The 20,607-nt window shown below is 51.7% G+C and carries 22 protein-coding genes; 10 read left to right on the top strand and 12 right to left on the bottom strand.

The genetic code is table 11. The features are described from left to right. Positions 1-35: 35 nt before the first annotated feature. The 3 genes from ACJJI5_RS00565 to ACJJI5_RS00555 form a co-directional block, all read right to left on the bottom strand. Entirely contained in the window at positions 36-2,468 is a 2,433-nt protein-coding gene (locus ACJJI5_RS00565) for a Kelch repeat-containing protein (protein WP_445355262.1), read from the bottom strand. A gap of 153 nt (positions 2,469-2,621) precedes the next feature. Continuing rightward, positions 2,622-4,118 (bottom strand): YifB family Mg chelatase-like AAA ATPase, encoded by a 1,497-nt coding sequence (locus ACJJI5_RS00560; RefSeq protein ID WP_445355261.1) that lies wholly within the window; start codon positions 4,116-4,118, stop codon positions 2,622-2,624. A 29-nt stretch (positions 4,119-4,147) separates the two neighbouring features. After that, the gene (locus ACJJI5_RS00555; RefSeq protein WP_282930338.1) at positions 4,148-4,396 is read right to left on the bottom strand and encodes an accessory factor UbiK family protein; all 249 of its coding nucleotides are present in this window, start codon (positions 4,394-4,396) and stop codon (positions 4,148-4,150) included. Positions 4,397-4,828: 432 nt separating this feature from the next. Here ACJJI5_RS00555 and ACJJI5_RS00550 point away from each other — a divergent pair, with 432 nt between their 5' ends. The 5 genes from ACJJI5_RS00550 to ACJJI5_RS00530 all read left to right on the top strand — a co-directional run bounded on the left by ACJJI5_RS00550 (position 4,829) and on the right by ACJJI5_RS00530 (position 8,281). Then, positions 4,829-5,542, top strand: coding sequence for a TorF family putative porin (locus ACJJI5_RS00550; RefSeq protein WP_445355260.1), 714 nt, complete (start codon positions 4,829-4,831; stop codon positions 5,540-5,542). A 52-nt stretch (positions 5,543-5,594) separates the two neighbouring features. Continuing rightward, positions 5,595-5,933, top strand: coding sequence for a P-II family nitrogen regulator (locus ACJJI5_RS00545; RefSeq protein ID WP_282930336.1), 339 nt, complete (start codon positions 5,595-5,597; stop codon positions 5,931-5,933). 54 nt (positions 5,934-5,987) lie between these two features. Next, entirely contained in the window at positions 5,988-7,247 is a 1,260-nt protein-coding gene (gene amtB / locus ACJJI5_RS00540) for an ammonium transporter AmtB (protein WP_413664044.1), read from the top strand. Positions 7,248-7,334: 87 nt separating this feature from the next. After that, a complete protein-coding gene (locus ACJJI5_RS00535; protein ID WP_108731383.1) occupies positions 7,335-7,673 on the top strand; it encodes a P-II family nitrogen regulator in 339 nt (112 codons plus the stop codon). 383 nt (positions 7,674-8,056) lie between these two features. Then, positions 8,057-8,281, top strand: coding sequence for a hypothetical protein (locus ACJJI5_RS00530; RefSeq protein WP_108731384.1), 225 nt, complete (start codon positions 8,057-8,059; stop codon positions 8,279-8,281). Positions 8,282-8,355: 74 nt separating this feature from the next. On the opposite strand, the gene ACJJI5_RS00525 is transcribed toward ACJJI5_RS00530, so the two are convergent. The 4 genes from ACJJI5_RS00525 to lptM form a co-directional block, all read right to left on the bottom strand. After that, the gene (locus ACJJI5_RS00525; RefSeq protein WP_445355259.1) at positions 8,356-9,093 is read right to left on the bottom strand and encodes a DUF484 family protein; all 738 of its coding nucleotides are present in this window, start codon (positions 9,091-9,093) and stop codon (positions 8,356-8,358) included. A gap of 123 nt (positions 9,094-9,216) precedes the next feature. Continuing rightward, positions 9,217-10,047 (bottom strand): diaminopimelate epimerase, encoded by an 831-nt coding sequence (dapF, locus tag ACJJI5_RS00520; RefSeq protein WP_413664046.1) that lies wholly within the window; start codon positions 10,045-10,047, stop codon positions 9,217-9,219. Positions 10,048-10,140: 93 nt separating this feature from the next. Further along, a complete protein-coding gene (gene lysA, locus ACJJI5_RS00515; protein WP_445355258.1) occupies positions 10,141-11,394 on the bottom strand; it encodes a diaminopimelate decarboxylase in 1,254 nt (417 codons plus the stop codon). Between the two features lie 11 nt (positions 11,395-11,405). Then, the gene (gene lptM / locus ACJJI5_RS00510; RefSeq protein WP_282930330.1) at positions 11,406-11,756 is read right to left on the bottom strand and encodes an LPS translocon maturation chaperone LptM; all 351 of its coding nucleotides are present in this window, start codon (positions 11,754-11,756) and stop codon (positions 11,406-11,408) included. 107 nt (positions 11,757-11,863) lie between these two features. On the opposite strand from lptM, the gene cyaY reads away from it, so the two are divergent. Beyond that, entirely contained in the window at positions 11,864-12,190 is a 327-nt protein-coding gene (cyaY, locus tag ACJJI5_RS00505; RefSeq protein WP_282930329.1) for an iron donor protein CyaY, read from the top strand. Positions 12,191-12,197: 7 nt separating this feature from the next. Here the strand turns inward: cyaY and argH are convergent, their stop codons facing one another. Then, a complete protein-coding gene (gene argH / locus ACJJI5_RS00500) occupies positions 12,198-13,622 on the bottom strand; it encodes an argininosuccinate lyase (protein WP_445355257.1) in 1,425 nt (474 codons plus the stop codon). 89 nt (positions 13,623-13,711) lie between these two features. Here argH and ACJJI5_RS00495 point away from each other — a divergent pair, with 89 nt between their 5' ends. Together ACJJI5_RS00495 and ACJJI5_RS00490 are read left to right on the top strand one after the other, a co-directional pair. Then, positions 13,712-14,869 (top strand): sensor histidine kinase, encoded by a 1,158-nt coding sequence (locus ACJJI5_RS00495; RefSeq protein WP_445355256.1) that lies wholly within the window; start codon positions 13,712-13,714, stop codon positions 14,867-14,869. After that, entirely contained in the window at positions 14,866-15,612 is a 747-nt protein-coding gene (locus ACJJI5_RS00490) for a LytR/AlgR family response regulator transcription factor (RefSeq protein ID WP_445355255.1), read from the top strand. The genes ACJJI5_RS00495 and ACJJI5_RS00490 overlap by 4 nt, the downstream gene beginning before the upstream one ends. 3 nt (positions 15,613-15,615) lie before the next feature. Here the strand turns inward: ACJJI5_RS00490 and ACJJI5_RS00485 are convergent, their stop codons facing one another. From ACJJI5_RS00485 to ACJJI5_RS00470, 4 genes are all read right to left on the bottom strand, one after another. After that, positions 15,616-16,224, bottom strand: coding sequence for a LysE family translocator (locus tag ACJJI5_RS00485; RefSeq protein WP_445355254.1), 609 nt, complete (start codon positions 16,222-16,224; stop codon positions 15,616-15,618). 11 nt (positions 16,225-16,235) lie between these two features. Then, the gene (locus ACJJI5_RS00480; RefSeq protein ID WP_445355253.1) at positions 16,236-16,985 is read right to left on the bottom strand and encodes an SDR family oxidoreductase; all 750 of its coding nucleotides are present in this window, start codon (positions 16,983-16,985) and stop codon (positions 16,236-16,238) included. Positions 16,986-17,221: 236 nt separating this feature from the next. Then, positions 17,222-18,373: a PilT/PilU family type 4a pilus ATPase gene (locus ACJJI5_RS00475; RefSeq protein WP_108731394.1), complete on the bottom strand. Its 1,152-nt coding sequence runs from the start codon at positions 18,371-18,373 to the stop codon at positions 17,222-17,224. A gap of 60 nt (positions 18,374-18,433) precedes the next feature. Continuing rightward, entirely contained in the window at positions 18,434-19,468 is a 1,035-nt protein-coding gene (locus ACJJI5_RS00470) for a type IV pilus twitching motility protein PilT (RefSeq protein WP_108731395.1), read from the bottom strand. Between the two features lie 69 nt (positions 19,469-19,537). Between ACJJI5_RS00470 and ACJJI5_RS00465 the strand changes: the two genes are divergently transcribed. Then, positions 19,538-20,242, top strand: coding sequence for a YggS family pyridoxal phosphate-dependent enzyme (locus tag ACJJI5_RS00465; protein ID WP_413664053.1), 705 nt, complete (start codon positions 19,538-19,540; stop codon positions 20,240-20,242). Between the two features lie 38 nt (positions 20,243-20,280). Next, the gene (locus tag ACJJI5_RS00460; RefSeq protein WP_413664054.1) at positions 20,281-20,568 is read left to right on the top strand and encodes a hypothetical protein; all 288 of its coding nucleotides are present in this window, start codon (positions 20,281-20,283) and stop codon (positions 20,566-20,568) included. Positions 20,569-20,607 lie beyond the last annotated feature (39 nt).

Raw genomic sequence — 20,607 nt, 5'->3', positions numbered from 1 at the left:
CACAGAAATGATGATTGCACGAAACTAGTAATGAGCTACCTTGGAGTGGCAAAATAAACTTGGCGCTTGTAAAGCTTACGCCACTGGATACCGTCTTCTGATTTCCATATGTCATTATTTATTCCCTCACCCTGACCCCCAATAAGTAATAGATGGTCACCATTGCTCACTATTTCGTGAGAGCCTCTGGCTGAGAAGGGGGCGGAAGAGGTTTCCAGAGTCCAGTTAACCCCATCCATAGAAGACCATATATCATTGGTATATTCCGCCATTTCTGTGTCCCATCCCCCAATTAGCCATAGCTTATTCTTAAAGGCTACAAATTGGTGATCGTAACGAGTATTAAAGATTGGGTTAAGCGTTTCTTTTGACCAATTGATACCATCGGTAGATGACCACATGACATCATCTGAACCTAAGTCCCCTTTTCCTCCAAAAACCCAAATTTTATTATTGAAATTGAGTGCCTGATGAAAGTGGCGAGATATAAATGGAGGGTTATCTGTGACAAGTGTCCAGTTAATACCATCTATTGATGACCAGATATCTTTTTTTCCTGTATCGCCATAATCTTCGGTACCTCCAATAAGCCATAGCCGCTCATCGTAACTTATGAGTTGATGGCCGAATCGGGCTGAGAATCCAGGAGTCTCTGACTCTAACTTCCAATCTATTCCATCAATAGATGACCAAACGTCATTCTTTAATCCGTGAGATTGCTCGCAACATGCTCCGTCATTACCTCCAACTAACCACATTTTTTCATTGTGGATCGCGACTTGATGTCGATAACTGAAAGGGAAATTTGGACTGTCTGTCGCTAGTGTCCAATCTGCCCCGTTACTAGATGACCAGATATCATTCTTTGAACTTCCAGAACCACCAATAATCCAATATTTATTTTTATAATAAATAGCTTGATGTTGTGTTCTTGGTGGTATCTCATCAGTTTTTGTGTGTTGTTGCCAATTCACACCATCTATAGATGACCAGATGTCATTTCTTAACCCACTAAACATACCACCTGACCGACCGCCAATTAACCATATTTTTCCGGTAAAACTAATAGCTTGATGGTTTTCACGGGATGAAAAAGGAGTACTTTCGGTTTCTTGCTGCCATCTAACTCCGTCTGTTGATGACCAAATATCGTTTATATTATTTGGGCTGCCACCTTCACTGCCACCAATTACCCAAAGCTTATTGTCATGGGATACTAGTTGGTGATCTTCTCTCGCCATAAATGGGGTCTCTTCTGATACCTGTTTCCAATGTTCTCCATCCTCTGATGACCAAATTTCACTCTTTGTGAAATCAAATCCCAGGGCGCCGATCATCCATAGTTTATTGTTGAAACTAATTGTTTCTGCTGCCCATCCGATTAAGAATGAGGGGTCTTCTGTAACAAGAGTCCATGTGACTCCATTAGTAGACGACCATACATCATTGTGAAAATTGTCCCCTGTTGAATCTCTATACGCACCACCAATGATCCATAATTTATCATCGTGAGTAATAAACCTCTGTGTAATGCGACTCGGAAAATTGGGATTATCCGTAACCAGTTCCCAGGTAATGCCGTCATCTGATGACCAAATTTCATTATTTTCAGGGTTACTAATAGGACTTAGAACAACCCATAATTTATTATTGTATACGGCGGCTTTAGGGGACCAGGCTAGAGGAAAAGGTGCATTTTTGGTTTGTAGTTCCCAAATAATTCCATCACTACTGGACCAGATATCATTTTGGTACTCCAAACCATCATAACCACCGATGAGCCAAAGTTTTTCTTTAAAAGCTATTACCTGGTGTCCCTCTCTCCCAGAAAATTCTGATGTAGTTACTGTGACAGAGGCTTTTGAAGTATCAGAAACAAGATTGTAGAAAGCTGGCTGGGAGAGAGTGGCAGCTGTATCGGTAACTATTTGACCGTTGATAGTACTTAACTGCCCATTTTTACAAGTATTATAGCTTTCTAGATTACACTCATTCTCAGCGCTACGATAAAATAAGATATTGTCATCTGACTCAGAAAACTGAATTTTAGTATCAGATTTGCCTACCCACGCAGTCATACTGATTGTTTTTATTTCAGAGTTAACTTGATAGCTAGATGAAGCGGAAAAGTATTGATTGTCCTGATCTATATTTGCCGTTATGGTAGCTGAGCCTGCGGCTATAGCAGTGATTAAGCCTTCTGAATCAACAGTGACTATTTCTGGATTATTAGAACTATAAGCGATTAAGCCTGAGCCTTGCCCAGTTGCAGTATTTTGTAAACTGTCGCCAAGATATAAATCAATTGAACCAGTGTAGGCGAATGTCAAATTTTGTTGGCTCAACGATGAGTCAGACTTCTCACCACCACCACCACCACCACCACCACCACCACAGCCAGTTAAAAAAATACTAATAAATATAGTGATAAATAATGATAAAATGGGGTTAATTTTTATTTTTATCATCGACTCGTCCTTTATGAGTACGTACTTACGTATTAATTAGAGCTAATTTTATATAGAAAATAATAACAGTATTTAGATACTGATTTTAATCCTAAATATTGATAGGGATTGGAAAGGGTTAATAACTATCTACTTTATAACTCAGGTTTTTGACTAGTTTGATAAAGCAATTACATTTCTTCGGTCGAGATTTCTATAGGCTAGTGCCTCAGCAATTTGAGTAGTACTTATATGTTCAAAATTAGTGAGGTCTGCCAGGGTTCGAGCTACTTTAAGAATACGGTGGTAGCTACGCGCGGATAGCCCCAGTTTTTCCACCGACTGACGTAAGAGGTGCTTTTCCTTTTCCCCCAAGGCACAGTGCTTTTCCAGCTCTGCGCCTTTTAACAGGTTATTTGTCTTACCTTGCCGCTGTATTTGTTGCTGGCGTGCGGCACAAACTCTCTCTCTCACGGCATCGGAAGTTTCTCCGGGAGCTGAGTCCTGTAATTGCACAGCATTCATAGCGCCCACCTCTACCTGCATATCGATACGATCCAGCAGAGGGCCAGAGAGTTTGTTGCGATATCGATCTATCTGGTCTGGGGTACAGCGACAGCGGGGTTCGCCTAAATAGCCACAAGGGCAAGGGTTCATAGCCCCGACCAGCTGAAAGTGGGCGGGGTAGGTGACTTGGGCTCGGGCGCGGGAGATTCGCACTTCACCATTCTCCAGAGGTTCCCGCAGTATCTCCAGAGCGTGCCTGGGAAATTCGGGCATTTCATCGAGGAACAGGACTCCCCGGTGCGCGAGGGATATCTCACCGGGCCTTGGGGTGCTGCCACCACCGACCAGTGCTGTTGGTGAGGCGCTGTGGTGCGGGGCCCTGAAAGGGCGCAGGCTCTGGTGAGGTAGGCCTGCGCTGGAGTAAACGCTCGCTACTTCTAATGACTCTTCAGTTGTCAGCGGGGGCAATATACCTGGCAGGCGGCTGGCCAACATGGTTTTGCCGGTGCCGGGAGGGCCGTAAAAAAGCAGATTGTGGCCGCCGGCTGCTGCTACTTCGAGCGCGCGGCGGGCCTTTAGTTGGCCGCGCACATCGGCCAAGTCTGCGCACAGGTGCTCTTCGGCAATAGGCTCTGCAACAGCTTTGGGCATAGATTCACGCCCATGAAGTTCGGCGCAAACTTCCAGCAGGGAGTTGGCAATGCTGACTTCGCCGGTAGCCAGCGCGGCTTCCGCACCGTTTTCCATAGGCACAATGAGTTTACGGTCTTCATTGGTGCAGGCTACGGCTGCCGGTAAGCTACCACTTACTTCCCGCAAGGCGCCAGTGAGTGCTAGCTCGCCAATAAATTCATAACGTTCCAGCGTTTCGGTGGGAACCTGTCCCGAGGCGCTGAGAATACCGATGGCGATGGCCAGATCGTAGCGGCCACCTTCCTTGGGTAAGTCGGCGGGGGCGAGGTTGACGGTAATACGGCGCTGGGGGAAGTCGAAATGGCTGTTGATTAGGGCGCTGCGCACACGGTCGCGGCTCTCCCGCACCGCCGCTTCCGGTAAACCCACAATATGAAAAGCAGGGAGTCCATTTGCCAGGTGGGTTTCTACGGTAACCAGAGGTGCAGAGACCCCGAGCTGAGCTCGGGAGTAGGTGACTGAGAGGCTCACGATTTCATCCTTGAAGTGGCTCCCTGGGCTTAGTCCTTGGCGGCGCTGTCTCTCTGCGCCAGGGCTTGCTCCAGCATTTCGACCTTATCTTCGAGTCGTGCCAGCTTTTCCCGGGTCCGGCGCAGTATCTCCACCTGAGTGTCGAACTCTCGCTGGGAGACCAATGGCAATTTATCCAGTGATACTTCCAGAGCACTGCGCAAGTCACTGGTCACCACGGCGCCCTGTTGTTGTAGCTCTTTCAGCAGCTGTTGCAGTTTATCTGCTGCCACGGGCATTTCCTCGCTAAATAAGATGGATATGAATAGCACGGGATTGTAACCCAGTGCATTTTTTGGAAAAAGCAGCCTAACAGCGCACCGTTCTGAGCGCACCTTAATCTTTACCTCCCCACTTCAGTGCAAAGGAAGAAAGGCAGTTCCATGTTGGTGCAGCACTTTGCCTTCGAGTTTCTATTCGTACGAATTTTACTAACTCAATTAATCCTAACTTATTGATTTTGCTTGTGGTTGCAGTGTTGGCATCAAGTCTGCAAACAATCTGTGCAGGTGTCCCATTAACGATCATTGGGAGTCTGGGAAAGTAGCAGTTCACGAGACGCAAGCGACCCTCTGTCACACCCGACAGTGAAGGACTGATTGCAGGCGGCGCCATAAAAGCACTCGAAAAAACAGCTTCAAAAGCCTTGGAGGATCAAAGTGGAAAATAAAATGTATAAAGTTGCCACTCTCGTCACCGGTGCCGTTCTCGCACTGGGCGCTGCAAATTTATCGATGGCTGCCGAGGGCGGTCCCAGCGTTAGTGCCAATGTGGGTCTTGTTTCTGACTATAGATTCCGTGGAATTAGCCAGACTGATGGAAGCCCCGCAGTACAAGGTGGTGTCGATATCGATTTTGGAAATGGGATTTATATTGGCACCTGGGCGTCCCAAGTGGATTTTGATTATGAGACTGATCAAACCGACTACGAACAGGATTTTTACGGCGGTTATAGTGCGGATATCAATGACAGCGTTAGCTTTGATGTTGGCTACATTTATTACGCCTATCATGGCGGAAGTGAAGATGAAGATTATCAGGAAATATACGGCAGCCTGAGTTTTTCAGATTTAACATTGGGGTTTGCCTATTCCGATGATTATTGGGCGGATACCGGTGAGTTTTATTACCCTTATGCGGAATATAGTTTCGCTCTTCCCTCAGATCTTTCTCTCGATCTACATCTGGGATTAAACCTCTTTGAAGAAGAAGGTTTTCTCGATGGATCTGATTCCTATATCGATTACTCCGTTTCCCTCAGTAAAGAATTTGGCGGCTTGAGCCTGAGCGCTTCTTTCGTGGGCACCGATGTCAGCGATAAAGAGTGCTACGAGACTGACTGGTGCGAACCTACATTGCTCGCCGGCGCGACTTATACCTGGTAATACAAAAGGGCCTTCGTTAATGCGAGGGCTCGTTTTTCTTTGGGGGAATACCATGAAATTAATCACTGCAATCATTAAACCCTTCAAGCTGGATGCTGTGAGAGATGCCCTGCGGGAGTCGGGGGTTAATGGTGTAACGGTTACTGAAGTGAAGGGCTTTGGTCGCCAAAAAGGGCATACGGAATTGTATCGCGGTGCAGAGTATGTGGTGGATTTTCTTCCGAAAACCATGCTGCAAATAGCGGTGGCAGATTCGCAACTGGATGCGGTTATCGAAGCAATTGGTTCCAGCGCGCAGAGTGGCAAGATCGGTGACGGAAAAATATTTGTTGCAGAGCTTGAGCAGGTCGTGCGCATACGTACCGGAGAAACCGGTAATGCAGCAATTTAATTAAAAACCGAAAACATAATTTTAATAAATATCCAGATTTGAACGGAGAGGAATATGGAGAACCAAATTTTTCAATTGCAGTATGCAATTGATACTTTTTACTTTCTGATGTGCGGCGCCTTGGTAATGTGGATGGCCGCCGGCTTTTCTATGCTGGAAGCCGGCTTGGTGCGCTCCAAAAACACCACGGAAATTCTCACCAAGAATGTGGCCCTGTTTGCGATTGCCTGCATTATGTATCTGCTAACTGGCTACGCCATTATGTACGATGGTGGCTGGGCATTGTCCGGTATTGAGGCGTTTAGTCTGGAAGGCGTCCTCAGCGATTCTGCAGAAAATGGTTTTGAGGGTGACTCCGTTTATTCCGGAGCTTCAGACTTTTTCTTCCAGGTGGTTTTCGTAGCTACCGCCATGTCCATTGTATCCGGTGCGGTTGCCGAGCGTATGAAGCTGTGGAGCTTCCTGGCCTTTGCAGTAGTTTTGACCGGTTTCATCTATCCACTGGAAGGTGCCTGGACTTGGGGTGGCAAAGAGGTTTTCGGCCTGTACAACTTGGGCGATCTCGGTTTCTCTGATTTTGCCGGTTCCGGTATCGTGCATATGGCGGGTGCAGCGGCTGCGCTTGCTGGTGTCCTGCTACTGGGCGCGCGCAAAGGCAAATATGGCCCCAACGGCCAAGTGTATGCCATTCCCGGTGCTAACTTGCCGTTGGCAACCCTGGGTACCTTTATCCTGTGGATGGGCTGGTTTGGCTTCAATGGCGGCTCCGTACTGAAGCTGGGCGATGCTGCCAGTGCGCACTCCGTCGCCATGGTCTTTGTGAATACCAATACCGCTGCTGCCGGTGGTGCTATTGCTGCACTGATCACCGCCCGTATCCTGTTCGGTAAAGCTGATCTGACCATGTTGCTCAATGGCGCCCTGGCCGGTCTGGTAGCAATTACTGCGGAGCCTTCGACCCCGACTGCATTGCAGGCAACCCTCTTCGGTATGATCGCCGGTGTGTTGGTGGTCTTCTCTATCATCACCCTGGATAAGCTGAAAATTGATGATCCGGTGGGCGCTATCTCTGTACACGGCGTTGTCGGCTTGCTCGGTTTGCTATTGGTACCTGTGACTAACAATGATTCCAGTTTCAGCGGGCAATTGATTGGTGCGTTGACCATCTTTGGCTGGGTATTCGTCAGTTCATTTGCAGTGTGGTACCTGCTCAAGCTCGTCACTGGTATCCGTGTGAGCGAAGATGAGGAGCAAGAGGGTGTTGACTTGACCGAATGCGGAATGGAAGCTTACCCGGAATTTATGAACAAGTAAGTTAACAGTGTCGGTGCTGCCCCATAGGCGGGGCAGTGGCCTGGGTAAGGTTCTCTCGACGAGGACGAATCAGGGGAAATACTCAAGATGAAATTGATTACGGCTGTAGTAAAGCCCTTCAAATTGGATGATGTACGCACTGCCCTGTCTGAAGTGGGCGTGCAAGGAATGACCGTCACCGAGGTAAAAGGTTTTGGGCGTCAAAAAGGCCATACAGAACTTTATCGTGGCGCCGAATATGTGGTGGACTTTCTACCGAAAGTAAAATTGGAACTCGCTGTTGATGATGAGATGGTGGACTCCGCTGTCGAGGCAATCACCAAGGCGGCGCAAACCGGCAAAATCGGTGACGGCAAAATCTTTATCACGGCTCTCGAAGAAGTCATTCGTATCCGTACCGGTGAAACCGGTAGCGAAGCTGTGTAACCTGTTTGATAACTCTTTCATAACGTAGCGATTGAGTATCATAAGCCCCGCAAGGGGCTTTATACGCACTTCTGATAAGTCCCGCTATCTCGCCTTCGATCTTTGTTATCTATTTTGCTTGAAATACCTGCTACGGGTGCAGGCGCAAAAATCTGCATAACTAACTGAAATATTCCCATTTCATTTCCCAACAAAAAACTCTACAGCCTCCTCCTTGTGTTACTGGCACGGGGGTGGGGAACTGCCTATAAATTAATCGCCGCTATTGACGCGGTAGGGGATCGCCACTGAAAAGTGGTTGTCAGTTTTGTAGATGCCGCGGGAAAGGGGCGGCACAGAGGTACTCCCTCTGTAACAGGAGTAAAGGTTACAGGGTTTTAGCTATGAAAGATGGTTATGAAGATCAGGGTAAGAACTCTCGCAGCAAGGACTCCGAGGAATTTGCAGAAGAACGCAGTATCACCTCTCGCCAGCGCGCCAGAAGCCAGTTAAGTTCCGATGTAGAGGAGTTTCTCGCCGGTGGCGGCGCGATTAGTGAAGTTGATCCAGAAGTTACCGCCGACCCCCCGCGCAAACCGCAGCCAAAATACGGCAGCCGCCCTATCTAATCTCTCTGGTCGCTGTTGCTCCTCCAGCAGGAGGAGTGACAGTTGGCCAAACCCCTCTCAGCCTCTCAGAGCTTTTACCGATTGAGCAGTTTCGGTAGCAGGCGCTCCAGGACTTCGCCGATATAGGATAGGAATAAAGTACCCAGGCTAGACCGGTAGTACTGGGGATCAGCAGAGCCTACCGCTAGGGTGCCAAGTTGATTGCCCAAAGGAACTACGGCAGCTGAAGCGATATTTTGCGCTTTTTCCGCAAACAGGAATTCTTTTTCCCGCTGGCGTAAAACACCACAGATGGGACGGCCGTTACGAATTATTCCGCCAATTGCCGTCTCGGCATCGGAAAATGTGCTGGTCTGAACTTGTCCCAGGCTTTGGCGGGGAGCAGATAATGGCTCGAACAGAGTCAGGCTGGTGAACTCAACATTGAAGTCAGCGGCGAAACTGGCATAGAGAGCTTCTGTGACTTCACCGATATTTTCAGCTTCCAGCAGTGCCAGGATAAGTCGGCGGCTATTGAAAAATAACTGGTCGTTGTCCCGGGCGTTGTGCAAGAGCTGGTCGAGGCGCTGGCGCATTTCGATATTGCGCTCACGCAGCAAATTCGTTTGGTGGGTCATCAGCGACACGGTCTTGCCATTTTCCCGCGGCAACTTGATGGTTTCCAGCAGTTCCATGCGCTCTTCAAAGAACTCCGGGTTTTGAATCAGGTAGCGGGCTACCTGCCGTGCCAGCAGTTTATCGTCACGCTGGGTTTCCTTGTGGGTGTCGCCGGCAATCTCTTCGGGGGGCTGATTGGCGTCTGTGTGTTCCATTGTGTTTGCTTTTTCTGGCACGGGGATGGGGCATCGGACAACTGATGTGGCGAAGCGTTCTGCTCTCTGAGTTATCCCGTACCCGCTTGTGGCGGGTTTACTGCCAAATACCCGGACAATTGTTTAGAGAATAATCTGCCCGTGAAAAACCGTGGTTGCGGGCCCGGTCATAGTAACTGGCTGGCCGGGTCCGCTCCAGTGAATTGTCAGTGTGCCGCCGGGGAGCTGAATTTGGACTTTGTCATCCACCAAGTTTCGCAGGCGAGCGTATACCATGGCAGCACAGGCGCCTGTGCCACAGGCACGAGTTTCGCCAACCCCGCGCTCAAATACCCTGAGCCGGGCTTCGGTGCGTGTATCCACTTGCAGAAAGCCAGCGTTGACCTTTTGTGGGAACCGCGGGTGGCGTTCAATTAGGGGCCCGAGTCTTTCTACCGGTGCGGAAGCGATATCTTCCACCAGCAGAACCGCGTGAGGGTTGCCCATGGATACAGCACCAATGGTGAAGGTCTCCCCGTCCACTTCCAGGGGATAGGACTCTGCACGGCGATCGGCGGAAAAAGGTACTTTTTGGGGCTCGAGGACCGGTGCTCCCATATCGACACTAACCTGATCCCCGTCCAGTACTCTCAGGTGTAGTAAACCGGCGGCAGTTTCTACCTGGATATTTTTCTTACCGGTAAGGCGGCGTTCACGTACAAAGCGGGCAAAGCAGCGGGCGCCATTGCCGCAATTTTCCACTTCGCTGCCATCGGCGTTAAATATGCGATAGCGAAAATCCGCCTCGGGTGTGCGGGGCGGCTCCACCAGCAGTACCTGGTCGCAGCCCACGCCGAGGCAGCGGTCTGCCAGGCGACGAGTTTTTTCCGGGGTCAGTTTAATTTTTTGGCTGACGCCGTCGAGCATCACGAAATCGTTGCCGAGCCCATGCATCTTGCTGAATTTAACGCGCATTCCATTTCTCTGTTCGTACTGATTTTCCGCGGCGTTAGCTGCGGTTTGGGGTCCGGGCTGAAAAATGGACCCCACTGCGATGCAAGTAGCTGATCAGGCTTTTTTGGGGACAGTGGTCTCACCGCGAACCAAGTCGGCAAAAGTCTCCCGCTCACGCACCAGGTAAGTCTTGTCGCCATCCACAAGTACTTCAGCTGCGCGACAGCGGCTGTTGTAATTGGAACTCATGGTGAAACCGTAGGCACCGGTCGACAACATGGCTAACAGCTGCCCCTCTCGTAGAGATTGGGAGCGATTTTTACCCAGGAAGTCGCCCGTTTCGCATACCGGACCGACAATATCCCACAGGGTACTTTCACTCTCGTCCGGTGTCACTGGCACAATATCCTGCCATGCCTGGTAAAGGGCCGGACGCAGGTTGTCATTCATGGCGGCATCGACGATAGCGAAGTTGTGCTCTTCGGTACGTTTCAGGTACTCGACCCGGGTCAGCAGGGCGCCGCCGTTGGCGGCAATGGAGCGGCCGGGTTCGAGAATCAGGGATAAATTGCGCTTGTCGATACGCTTGTGGACCTCCGCCAGGTAATCCCCGACAGGGGGTGGTTCTTCACCCCGATAGCGCACGCCTAGGCCTCCGCCCAGATCCAGGTGTTCCAGAGTAATTCCCAGCTCGGCGAGCTGATCGATAAGGACCAGCAGGCGATCGAGTGCATCTAGGAAGGGGGCGACTTCGGTGAGCTGGGAACCGATATGGCAATCCACACCGGTAATTTTCAGATGCTCAGAATCCGCTGCGTGCTGATAAACCTCGATCGCCTTGTCTATGGCGATACCAAATTTATTTTCTTTGAGGCCAGTGGAAATATAGGGGTGGGTTTGGGCATCCACATCGGGATTGACCCTGATGGAAATTGGGGCGGTCTTGCCACACTCTGTGGCCACGCGCTCAAGGCGGTCAATTTCCGCTTCTGATTCAATATTGAAGCAGTGCACTCCAACCTCCAGAGCACGCCGCATTTCCTCTGAGGTTTTACCCACTCCGGAAAATACGATTCGCGATGGGTCGCCGCCGGCGAGCAGCACTCGCTCAAGTTCCCCGCCGGAAACAATATCAAAGCCCGCCCCCAGCTGTGCCAGCAGTGACAGAATGCCCAGGTTACTGTTGGCTTTCACTGCGTAGCAGATTAGGCCGGGACGATTGCCGAGGGCCTCGGCGTAATCCCGATACTGCCGTTCAAAGTGCGCGCGGCTGTAGACATAAGTGGGGGTGCCGAAATTCTCAGCTATTTGTTCCAGTGAAACCTGCTCAGCCCACAGGCTACCGTCGCGATAACTAAACTCTCTCATATGACCGGTTCTTACTCTTCTAAATCTTCCTCGACATTGGAGTCATCCGCTGTGCCCGATTCGTCGTCGACTTCGATAGTCGGGCCGGTCTCAATGGTGTCATCGATATCAAAGTCGGGCCCATAGCCGTCTTCAGATTCAATTTCATCAACGGTTTCCACCGCTTGCTCTGCTGCAGAGCCGGGCTCGCCGGGTTGTGCTGCACCACTGGTGGGTACTGTCTCCGGCGGGCCACCTGGAATATTGGAGGCGGGCATGGCGGGGTCCTGTGGAAGATAGAGAGGACCTTTTTGGCCACAGCCCAGTAACAGTGCGGTGGCACCGATGGTGATGGTTAATAGAGAGAGTCGTTTTTTGAGCATCGATAACATCCTGAGAGTCGGAGATTCGCAGCGGCAACCGGCAAAAGCCTGATAGTATAGCGGCCCACCTGATTCAACACATTACACGGTAACAGAAGTAACCAAAGATGAGCCAAGCGGAATATGATGCGGCTGTGGAGCAGACTCTAATCGGTATTGAGGATGCACTCGATCACTGCGATTGGGATATTGACTACGAACGCAGTGATGCGGTGCTGACCTTGACCCTGGAAGACAATGGCAGCCAGGTAATTCTCTCGCGCCAGTCTGCCAACCGAGAGTTGTGGGTCGCCGCCAAATCCGGTGGCTACCATCTTTCTTTTGAAAACCCCGGTTGGAAGTGCACCACGACCGGTGAGGACCTGCCGACTTTGCTCGACCGCGTATTGAGCGAGCAGCAAGGCGAACAGGTTTCCCTCGGATTATCCGCTTAAACAGCGCTTAAGTGTGCTGCGAAATCTCTTCCCGTGCGCGTTTACAGGCCGCGCGCACCTGGTTTGGTGCGGTACCGCCAATATGATCGCGAGCCGCAACCGAGCCCTCTAAAGTCAGCACCTCAAATACATCTTCGCCAATTTCTGTTGAGAACTGTTGTAGTTGGGCCAGGCTGAGTTCGGATAAGTCTTTACCCTGTTCAATAGCAAAGGATACGGACTGCCCGACAATTTCGTGAGCATCGCGGAAGGCCACCCCTTTGCGTACCAGGTAATCGGCCAGGTCCGTCGCGGTGGAGAAGCCCTTGGCCGCAGCTTCCAGCATATTTTCTTTTTTTGCCTTCAGTGCTGGCGCCATATCGGCAAACGCGCGCAGGCAATCCAGTGCGGTATCGGCGGCATCGAATAGCGGCTCTTTATCTTCCTGGTTGTCCTTGTTGTAGGCCAGCGGTTGGCTCTTCATCAGTGTGAGCAGCGCAATCAGGTGGCCGTTAACCCGGCCGGTTTTTCCGCGCACCAGCTCCGGAACATCGGGGTTTTTCTTCTGCGGCATAATTGAGGAGCCGGTGCAGAAGCGATCGGGCAGGTCAATAAAGTCGAACTGGCTGGAAGTCCACAGCACCAGCTCTTCACTGGCCCGAGACAGATGGGTTAGCAGCAGCGCGGCGAAAGCACAAAACTCAATAGCGAAGTCCCGGTCGCTGACTGAGTCGAGGGAGTTTTCTGTGGGGGCATCGAAGCCCAGCAGCTCCGCCGTGCGTGCGCGATTGATCGGATAGCTGGTGCCGGCCAGTGCTGCGGCCCCCAACGGTGAGCGGTTAACCCGTTTGCGGCAATCCATCAGGCGCTCGAAATCCCGGCTCAGCATGGCATTCCAGGCCAGTAAGTGGTGGCCAAAGGTCACCGGTTGCGCGCTCTGTAAGTGAGTAAAGCCGGGCATAATGGTATCGGCTTCGCGCTCCGCTAAATCGACCAAGCCATTTTGCAGGCGGGTTAGTTCGGCAGCTATTAGATCGATGCGCCCACGCAGCCACAGGCGGATGTCGGTTGCCACCTGATCGTTGCGCGAGCGGCCGGTATGCAGTTTCTTGCCAGTGGCACCAATGCGTTGGGTCAGGCGCGCTTCGATATTCATATGGACATCTTCGAGCTGCACAGACCAGGGAAATTCTCCCGCTTTTATCTCTTCGGCGATGCCCTTCAGACCGTCGGCTATCTTGTGATATTCATCAGCACTTAATACCCCCACTTCTGACAACATCTGCGCGTGGGCAAGTGATCCCTGGATGTCTTCCATGGCCATGCGCTGGTCAAAAGTCACCGAGGCGGTAAATCGCTCGACAAAGGCATCGGTGGCTTCACTAAAGCGGCCGCCCCAGAGTTTGGCGGCAGGATTATTGGCGGACTCGGAGGGGGATTTTTCGTTACTCATGGTTTTCCTGGCTGCAGTGAGATGAAAGGCTGGGGAGCTTGGTGATATCTTGCGCTTGGAACTTTGGGACAATCAAGAATAACAACTGCATGTCATTCCCCTGGCCGTCGGGCATTATAACGCAGAAAATTCGAAAATATCGCACAGGAAATAAGGATTCTGCGCTACCTGGGCAGCTTCCGTTTCTGCCAGACCTCTGTAGTGTCACCTCTCTGGCGGTACTGGTGTTGATGGGGGAATTGCTGGCATTGGTCTTGGTCCTGGCCCTGGACGGTTTACAGGAGTTCAGTTGGCAGCGCCTGGGGCTGATCTCTCTGGTGATCCAATGGGTGATATTACCCTCGGCCGCGCTGCTGTGCCGGCTTCGGCCGAGCCTGGCGAAAATGCCCCACAAACTCGCTGGCGGCTTGAGTTTTATTGCAGTGCTGTCGGTGCTCACATTGGTGATGGCAGTGCAGCGCTCCCTGCGCGCGGTGCTGTTACAGACCAGCTTTGACAGCTGGGGGTTTGCGGGCGACTGCCTGCTTGGGGCTATTTGTGCGGGGGTGGTATTGCGCTACGCCTATCTTCAGCAGCAACTCTACAACCAGCAGCAGGCGGAGCTCGGTGCTCGAATTGAGGCACTTCAATCGCGGATTCGCCCCCATTTCCTCTTTAACAGTATGAACAGCCTGGCTAGTTTGATCGCCGTTGATCCTGATCGCGCGGAGCGGTTGGTAGAGGATTTATGTGCATTATTTCGTGCAAGCCTCGCCGATCCAAAGCTGGTGCCTTTAGCGCAAGAGGTCACTCTAGCTCAACGCTATTTGGAGATTGAAGCCCTGCGTCTGGGGGAACGTTTGCGCCAGAGTTGGCAGCTAGACGAGGGCCTGGATAAGGTTCAGCTGCCCAGTATGTTGCTACAACCCCTATTGGAGAATGCGGTGTTGCACGGTGTGGCACAGTTGCGGGCAGGCGGAGAGATCAGTGTACAACTCTCGCAAGAGGGGGGCATGTTCAAAGTTGTTATTGAAAACCCATTGCCACAGGACAGTGCAGTTCCTGCGAAGACTGGTAATGGCATGGCGACAGAGAATATTCGCCAGCGTCTCACTGCATACTACGGCGATCGCTTCAAATTTACCGCCTGTCGGGAGGAGGGCCGGTACCGGGTCATACTACAGCTACCCTTATCTCCCCGGGAAGTGGACCGGCGGGAAATAGAGTCCAGCACAAATTCCAAGAAGACTATCGAGGTGATGGAGTGACCCAATTGCGCGTACTGATTGTTGATGATGAGCCTTTGGCTCGTGCCCGTCTGCACCGGCAGTTGGAGAGGATCGATAATTGTATTGCTGTGGGAGAAGCGGCAGATATTGAAGCCGGACTATCACAGATCCGCGAACTCGACCCGGACCTTGTGCTACTGGATATTGAAATGCCCGGTGGTAGCGGCCTGGAATTGGCTCAGCAGTTATCCAGCTTTGTGTGTCCGCCGGCAATAATATTCTGCACAGCTCACGATGAGTTTGCTTTGCCCGCTTTTGCCACCTCAGCGGTGGGGTATCTATTAAAACCTGTGAATGTCGAGCAGCTGCGCGAGGCGGTTTCCAAAGCGCAGCGTCTGAGTAAGCCGCAGCAGCAGTTGTTAACCAAGCAGGATCTGGAGGAGCCCAGTGGCCGCAGCCGCATTAAGGCGATAAGCCGCCTGGGGGTGGAGCTGCTGGATGTAGATTCTATCCGCTGTCTGGTTGCGGACAGCAAGTATGTTGTGGCCCATCACTCCGCTGGAGAGACCATTCTGGATGAGTCTCTAAAAGAGCTTGAGAGTGAGTTTGGACAGCGTTTCGTGCGTATTCACCGCAGCGCACTGGTGGCTGTGCAATATATTGTTGGGTTGCGCAGGGACGGTACAAATTACCGGGTAGAGCTGGATGGCGTAACAGCAGCGCCGCTGGTGAGCCGGCGCATGCTGCCTTCGGTAAAAGGATTGATCGCAGAGATGTGTTAGAGCTTAAATGCTTCCGCGGATAAAAACAGCGAGTACGGCTGCCACCATTAATACCGCAAAACATACCCTGATTATTCGCGCCTGCCTGGGTTTATGAAAAACCGGCCTCAGGCTTCCTCCTAAGCACAACCAGATAAAATCCACCGCAGCGGCTACCAGTAAACAGACCAACCCTGTGGCTAAATAGCTCAGGCCACTCTCTTCAATCGGTAGTAAGAATTGGGAGAATATGGCAAGGAAGGCGGCATAGGCCTTGGGGTTCAATAAGTTAAAAATAAACCCATCCAGCAGCGACGGAGGCTGAGCCGTCGCCGATGCGCCCTGCTCCAGTACCGGGGCCGTGGCAATTTTGATCGCGATATAGCCAATATATAAGGCACCGCAAAGCTGAACCGCCAAGCGCGCTTCTGGCCAGGCTGCCAGCAGTGCGGCGATGCCGGCGGTTGCCCCGACAATGGCGACACTCAGGCCGAGCAGGATGCCGATAAGGAAACCGCCGCTTTTTCTCACTCCAAATGTCGCTCCCGATGCGGCCAGGGCAAGTGGTGCCGGGCCAGGGGAACCGAGCAACAGAGCGGTTGCTGCAATTAGTGAAAAGAGTGCTTCTAACATAATTTTTGGTCCTACTTCCCGCCTGCAACGTCAATAAATGAACCGGTAGTAAAGGTGGATTCATCACCGAGTAGCCAAGCCACAGCTTTAGCCACTTCCTCTGCTCGCCCCCCACGCTTGAGTGGAATCGCAGACTTTACTCGCTCAATTCTGTCTGCTTCGCCACCATCAGCGTGCATTTCTGTATAAATAAAGCCAGGCCTAACACCATTTACACGAATCCCTTCATCGGCGACTTCCTGGCTGAGCCCGATGGTCAGCGTATCGACAGCGCCCTTACTCGCTGCATAGTCGATGTGCTCGTTAGGTGATCCCGAACGGCTGGCAGCAGAGGAAATATTCACGATGGTTCCTCCAGTGCCCCCATTTTTGATAGACATTCTTTTGATTGCTTCCCGGCAGCAGAGCAGGGTGCCAGTGATGTTGGTAAGCAGGATTTCATTGATGCGCTCAGCGTCCATCGTTTCGACGCGCATTTGCGGTTTAATGATTGCCGCGTTGTTAACCAGGCAGCTAATTGGGCCTAGTTGCTCGTCGACCGTATTGAATAGCTGGACAATATCTTTCTCCGAGGAGATATCGGCGCGAACGGCTATTGCTAAAACACCAAAAGACCGAAGCTCGGCGATCAGTTCTTCCGCTTGCTGCTTGCGCTGCCGGTAGCTAATGGCAATCTGGTACCCCCTATGGGCAAGTAATTTGGCTGTCGCGGCACCAATGCCCCGGTTGCCACCAGTGATCAAGGCGACTTTTTTATTCACATTGATTGGTCACTCTTTTAACGGGATATTGCGCAGGAAAATAGAGACTTATTGAAAGGCTATTTTCTTCCAATAAAAATGCTGCAGAAAAGAGCCTGCGAGATCATTCAATATCGGGCGGGATCAGCTTTTGCATTGCGGAAATATCCGCAGCGGATTATACCGGGTGAAAACCGTTTACAGGCTGGGAACCTTTGATATGTCTGTAAACGGTTTTGATCTGGCTGGATCGGGGGCTAGTAGAGCTGAGGACCACCGTCTCCGTACTCTGAATCATTTTGTAGACTCAACTCGCCAGCGGCACTATTTAAGTACTCGGCATCGGATTCGGATTTGAGCTTAATCATCAGGCGCAAATCGTTGGCGGAGTCGGCGTGGGAGAGGGCATCCTCATAGGTAATTTCTCCCCCATCGTAGAGCTCGTAGAGTGCCTGGTCGAAGGTCTGCATTCCCTGCTCACCAGAGCGCTTCATCAACTCCTTGATCTTATCCACTTCGCCTTTGCGGATCAGGTCCGACATCAGTGGGGTATTGATCATGATCTCAAGGCAGGCACGGCGGCCATCGCCATCGGGGGTCGGTACCAGCTGCTGGGCCACCATCGCCTTCAGATTGAGGGACAGGTCCATAAACAACTGTTTGTGGCGGTCTGCCGGGAAGAAGTGAATGATCCGATCGAGGGCCTGGTTCGCATTGTTGGCGTGAAGGGTGCACAGACACAAATGGCCGGTCTCGGCGAAAGCGATGGCGTGGTCCATGGTTTCGCGGGAGCGTACCTCACCGATCAGAATAACATCTGGTGCCTGACGCAGAGTGTTTTTCAGGGCTACATCGAAAGACTCGGTATCCAGGCCTACTTCGCGCTGGGTCACAATACAGCCGCGATGCTGGTGGATAAATTCGATCGGGTCCTCAATGGTGATGATATGGCCCTTGGTGTTCTCATTGCGGTGGCCGATCATGGAGGCGAGGGATGTGGACTTACCGGTACCGGTGGCGCCCACAAAAATAATCAGCCCGCGTTTGGTCATGGCCAGGTCTTTGAGTACGTCGGGTAGTCCGAGTCCATCGATAGTGGGGATTTTGGTTTCGATGCGACGCAGCACCATACCCACCAGATTGCGCTGAAAGAAGGCCGATACCCGGAAACGCCCCACGTTGCGCACTGCAATCGCGAAGTTCAATTCCTTTTGCTCGGCAAACTCGCGCCGCTGTTTCTCGTTCATGGTTCCCACCACCAGCTCGCGCGCTTTCTCTGGCGTGAGCGCGGTGCTGCTACAGGGCACAACTCGGCCGTGCAGTTTGATGGAGGGCGGGACGCCCGCCGTGATAAATAAATCCGAAGCGCCCTTCTCTACAACCAGTTGTAGAAGTCTTTCAATATCCATGGTGATTACCGCGTTTTATCTCGACTTTTCTTCCCCAGATTGGGGGCGGGTTTTGGCCGTTTAGAAGTTCTCCGGCATCTTGGCTTTTTCGCGAGCCACTTCGCGGCTGATGATGCGCCGCGCCACCAGGTCTTCCAGGCATTGGTCCATGGTCTGCATGCCGACGCTGGCTCCGGTCTGGATGGCCGAGTACATCTGCGCGATTTTGTCTTCGCGGATCAGGTTACGGATGGCTGGGGTACCGCGCATAATTTCGTGGGCAGCGACCCGGCCACCGCCGTTTTTCTTCATTAGCGTCTGGGAGATAACGGCCTGCAGGGATTCCGACAGCATTGAACGCACCATGGCTTTCTCCTGCGCCGGGAATACATCCACCACACGGTCAATGGTTTTGGCGGCGGAAGTGGTGTGCAGGGTGCCGAATACCAAGTGACCGGTCTCTGCCGCAGTCAGCGCCAGGCGAATGGTCTCCAGGTCCCGCATCTCACCCACGAGAATGATATCCGGGTCTTCACGCAGTGCAGAGCGCAGCGCTTCGGCAAAGCCGTGGGTATCCCGGTGCACCTCACGCTGGTTCACCAGGCACTTCTTGGATTCGTGCACAAATTCGATCGGGTCCTCGATGGTGAGGATATGCTCGTATTTATTGTCGTTGATGTAGTCCATCATCGCCGCCAGGGTGGTGGACTTACCGGAACCCGTGGGCCCGGTCACCAGTACCAAGCCACGGGGAGTATCTGAGATCTGTTTAAACACCTGACCCATTCCCAGGTCTTCCATAGTGAGAACCTTGGAGGGAATGGTCCGGAATACGGCGCCGGCACCCCGGTTGTGGTTAAAGGCGTTTACACGAAAGCGGGCGACACCGGGGACTTCAAAAGAGAAGTCTGTTTCCAGTAGTTCTTCGTAATCCTTGCGCTGCTTATCGTTCATGATCTCGTAGATCAGGCCGTGTACCTGCTTGTGCTCCATTGAGGGCAGGTTGATACGGCGCACGTCGCCGTCGACACGGATCATCGGCGGCAGGCCCGCCGAGAGGTGTAAGTCCGAGGCGTTTTGCTTGGCGCTAAAGGCGAGGAGTTCAGTGATATCCATACTGCTACCTTATGGTTCTTGTTTGGGCTCAGGTAAAATCGCCGCTCAAATCGGTAAGGGCATCAGTATATGCGCAAAGAGACAATCGTCGAAAACCTGAATGCAGTAGGTGAGCGGATTGTGACATGCTGCAACAACTGCGATCGCAACCCCGCAGAAATTACCTTGTTGGCGGTTTCCAAAACACGACCGGCGGAAGACCTGCGGATTGCTTTTGCTGCTGGCCAGCATCACTTTGGCGAAAATTATTTACAGGAAGCCCTGCAAAAACAGGATGCCCTGTCCGACCTGGATATTCACTGGCATTTTATTGGACCGCTTCAATCGAACAAAAGCCGCGCTGTGGCAGAGCGATTCCAATGGATGCACACGGTGGATCGCTTAAAAATCGCCCAACGTCTGTCGGCACAGCGTCCCAGTAATATGGCACCACTCAATATCTGCTTGCAGGTGAATATCGATGGCGAGCAGAGCAAGTCTGGCATAGCTCCACAGGATTTGGTGGCTCTGGCGCGTGAAGTGATGACATTGCCGGGGCTATGCCTGCGTGGCTTGATGGCGATTCCCGCTGCTCGTGACAATGTATTTGAGCAGGAAAAACCATTTATCCAGTTGGCAGGGTTGCTGCAAAGTCTTCGTGAAGAATTTCCTGAGCAGACCTTCGATACTCTATCCATGGGGATGTCTAAAGATATGGAGGCTGCTATTGCCTGCGGCGCCACTATTGTGCGTATCGGCACAGATATTTTTGGGGCACGAAACTATTCTGCATGACAGAATTAGTACGCAAGTAGATTTTTTTGGGATACGGGATGACAAAATCTGGGACTGTAGATGTATTGCTGCTGCTTTTGTCAGTGAGCGCGGTGCTATCTCTGTCTGTAACAAATAGTGTACTGGTGACTTGGGTGGCGCTTGAGTGGTTGGCTTTTATCTGCCTGATTGCATTTGTTTCTCCCAAAATCTCATTGGTTACCGGTTTTTTGAATTCGGCAGTTATTGGGATATTCGGAGATAAGAGCCGCTACTGGCTTTGGATATTGGCGATTGTTCTGAACTTGATCGCGATTGTGGAAACATTTCCTTTTTTGTTTAGTTAATCAGGGGCTCCTTACATAGTTAAGTTCTAAAAAGAAAAC

Source organism: Microbulbifer maximicatervae (SeqCode), from assembly GCF_052467955.1.
Note: the sequence above shows the minus strand (reverse complement) of the source record. Positions and strands in the feature narration are given on the sequence as shown.

Bases quoted from the DNA above. Each gene is read 5' to 3' on its own strand.
- ACJJI5_RS00485 (WP_445355254.1), bottom strand. From the start codon at position 16,224: ATGTTAGAAGCACTCTTTTCACTAATTGCAGCAACCGCTCTGTTGCTC.
- lysA (WP_445355258.1), bottom strand. From the start codon at position 11,394: ATGAGAGAGTTTAGTTATCGCGACGGTAGCCTGTGGGCTGAGCAGGTT.
- ACJJI5_RS00475 (WP_108731394.1), bottom strand. From the start codon at position 18,373: ATGGATATTGAAAGACTTCTACAACTGGTTGTAGAGAAGGGCGCTTCG.
- dapF (WP_413664046.1), bottom strand. From the start codon at position 10,047: ATGCGCGTTAAATTCAGCAAGATGCATGGGCTCGGCAACGATTTCGTG.
- amtB (WP_413664044.1), top strand. From the start codon at position 5,988: ATGGAGAACCAAATTTTTCAATTGCAGTATGCAATTGATACTTTTTAC.
- ACJJI5_RS00525 (WP_445355259.1), bottom strand. From the start codon at position 9,093: ATGGAACACACAGACGCCAATCAGCCCCCCGAAGAGATTGCCGGCGAC.
- ACJJI5_RS00565 (WP_445355262.1), bottom strand. From the start codon at position 2,468: ATGATAAAAATAAAAATTAACCCCATTTTATCATTATTTATCACTATA.
- ACJJI5_RS00550 (WP_445355260.1), top strand. From the start codon at position 4,829: ATGTATAAAGTTGCCACTCTCGTCACCGGTGCCGTTCTCGCACTGGGC.
- ACJJI5_RS00555 (WP_282930338.1), bottom strand. From the start codon at position 4,396: ATGCCCGTGGCAGCAGATAAACTGCAACAGCTGCTGAAAGAGCTACAA.
- ACJJI5_RS00465 (WP_413664053.1), top strand. From the start codon at position 19,538: ATGCGCAAAGAGACAATCGTCGAAAACCTGAATGCAGTAGGTGAGCGG.
- ACJJI5_RS00460 (WP_413664054.1), top strand. From the start codon at position 20,281: ATGACAAAATCTGGGACTGTAGATGTATTGCTGCTGCTTTTGTCAGTG.
- argH (WP_445355257.1), bottom strand. From the start codon at position 13,622: ATGAGTAACGAAAAATCCCCCTCCGAGTCCGCCAATAATCCTGCCGCC.
- ACJJI5_RS00530 (WP_108731384.1), top strand. From the start codon at position 8,057: ATGAAAGATGGTTATGAAGATCAGGGTAAGAACTCTCGCAGCAAGGAC.
- ACJJI5_RS00495 (WP_445355256.1), top strand. From the start codon at position 13,712: ATGTCATTCCCCTGGCCGTCGGGCATTATAACGCAGAAAATTCGAAAA.
- ACJJI5_RS00535 (WP_108731383.1), top strand. From the start codon at position 7,335: ATGAAATTGATTACGGCTGTAGTAAAGCCCTTCAAATTGGATGATGTA.
- cyaY (WP_282930329.1), top strand. From the start codon at position 11,864: ATGAGCCAAGCGGAATATGATGCGGCTGTGGAGCAGACTCTAATCGGT.
- ACJJI5_RS00470 (WP_108731395.1), bottom strand. From the start codon at position 19,468: ATGGATATCACTGAACTCCTCGCCTTTAGCGCCAAGCAAAACGCCTCG.
- ACJJI5_RS00545 (WP_282930336.1), top strand. From the start codon at position 5,595: ATGAAATTAATCACTGCAATCATTAAACCCTTCAAGCTGGATGCTGTG.
- lptM (WP_282930330.1), bottom strand. From the start codon at position 11,756: ATGCTCAAAAAACGACTCTCTCTATTAACCATCACCATCGGTGCCACC.